Source organism: Viscerimonas tarda (assembly GCF_054601255.1).
In genome coordinates this window covers 1-1,564 of the sequence record NZ_BAAHWV010000119.1, presented here as the reverse complement: position 1 = coordinate 1,564, position 1,564 = coordinate 1, and the positions used below count along the sequence as shown (strand labels likewise).

Below are 1,564 nucleotides of genomic sequence, written 5' to 3'. Positions count from 1 at the left end.
GTAAGGAGGCTGAGCCTATGTTTGGATTGGGCCTGTATGATTTTGAGGCCAGGCAGTTGGATGGGTATGGAGGGTTTACTAGTATGGATCCGCTGGCGGAGAAGTATTATTCGATTAGTCCGTATGCATATTGCGGAAACAACCCGATAAATGCAGTAGATTTACACGGCGACAGTATAACAATTGTACATAATACAGGATTCTTGGGATTGGGCGGTAAAGAAACTTTGACTTACGAAAACGGTAATTTATTCAATTCTGACGGCAGTGCCTATACAGGTAAAGTAAAAGGTTATCTAAAATCGGCAGTAGGCGCATTAGGCAGTTTGAACAATACTGCGGAAGGTGCAACTTTGGTTTCTGAATTGCAAAACTCAACAAATATGTTCACTATCAAAAGTGGAGATAATGCGTTTGTGCCAAATAGTACTTCAAAAGCGGGTGCAAATTTAGCAGAAGTTCAGGCAGTAACAGGAAACGCAGCAGGTTCTTCGGGTTCAGGCGGTACTATTTATTGGAACGCTAATTCTACGAGTGGGGGGTTAGACCTTACAGGGAGTACCTCGCGACCTGCATACATAGGATTAGGACACGAAATGGGACACGCAAGCGATTCAAATCAAGGATTACTTCATTTTAGTGGCGATTATACCAATGCCGTAACAGGCGCAACCTATTTTTCGACTTCCAATGGTTTGTTAAAATCAGAATGGCGATCGGTTTATCGAGAAAATCTAATTAGAGGACAAGCGGGTATTCCGTTACGCACTCATTACGGCTACGGTATGACAACAGGCGTTCCTCGTCCAATCGGACCGAGATTATTAACACCTGCAAATTTACCTATTAACTACCGATAAGCCAATGAAAAATATATTTGCAATTATAACATTTTTATTTATGAGTGGTTATGTTTATTCACAGACGGCGGAATATGTAACAGGCAAGGATTATGAGGGTTATGTTTTCCCAAAAGAACACGCTATTTGGGGATTTCCACCCGAACAAAATCGCTATACGCCAAGCGAAGAAGATATTGCCCAAGCGGAAAAAATTCTGAAAGACAGTATCGGAACGGATTATGTGAAGTCCAACCAAGAAATGTACAAAAAGCCACCTATAAACAAAAGAACACTAAAAAAATATGTTCGTCAGTATGTAGGGTATTTAACGGAAAATAATGAAATAATAATTTGGATTAATTTCTTGCATAAAGACAAATATGATGATGAAGATAAACCAAAAGATGCAGATAGAATCGACAATGAAATTATCACAATATTTGATGGCGGTTACTATTTTTGGCGTATCTGTATAAATTTATCTACCAAAAAGTTGTCTGATATGTCTGTAAATGGAATAAGTTAGTTTTTTTCTAACCAATCAAACCCCGCTTTTGCAGGGTTTGATTTTTTCTTTTTTTGGTGGGAAAGAAAATTTTTGTGGCAAAGCCACAAAAAATTACTTTTTTGGCATTTTTTTTGCCGTTTTCGTTCCGTTCCCGCTCGCTTTCTCTCTGTTTTTTGTCCGTTTTTCCTCTGATTTTTCGGCTACTTTTGCCCGA

At 38.9% G+C, this 1,564-nt stretch carries 2 protein-coding genes; both read left to right on the top strand.

The genetic code is table 11. The features are described from left to right. Positions 1 to 860 (top strand): M91 family zinc metallopeptidase (locus ACYPWY_RS16185; protein WP_459686580.1); only part of this gene is annotated, 860 nt, incomplete at its 5' end. Between the two features lie 4 nt (positions 861 to 864). Further along, on the top strand, positions 865 to 1,368 hold the full coding sequence (locus tag ACYPWY_RS16180) for a hypothetical protein (RefSeq protein ID WP_459686579.1): 504 nt from the start codon (positions 865 to 867) through the stop codon (positions 1,366 to 1,368). The last annotated feature ends 196 nt before the right edge of the window (positions 1,369 to 1,564 follow it).

Bases quoted from the DNA above. Each gene is read 5' to 3' on its own strand.
- ACYPWY_RS16180 (WP_459686579.1), top strand. From the start codon at position 865: ATGAAAAATATATTTGCAATTATAACATTTTTATTTATGAGTGGTTAT.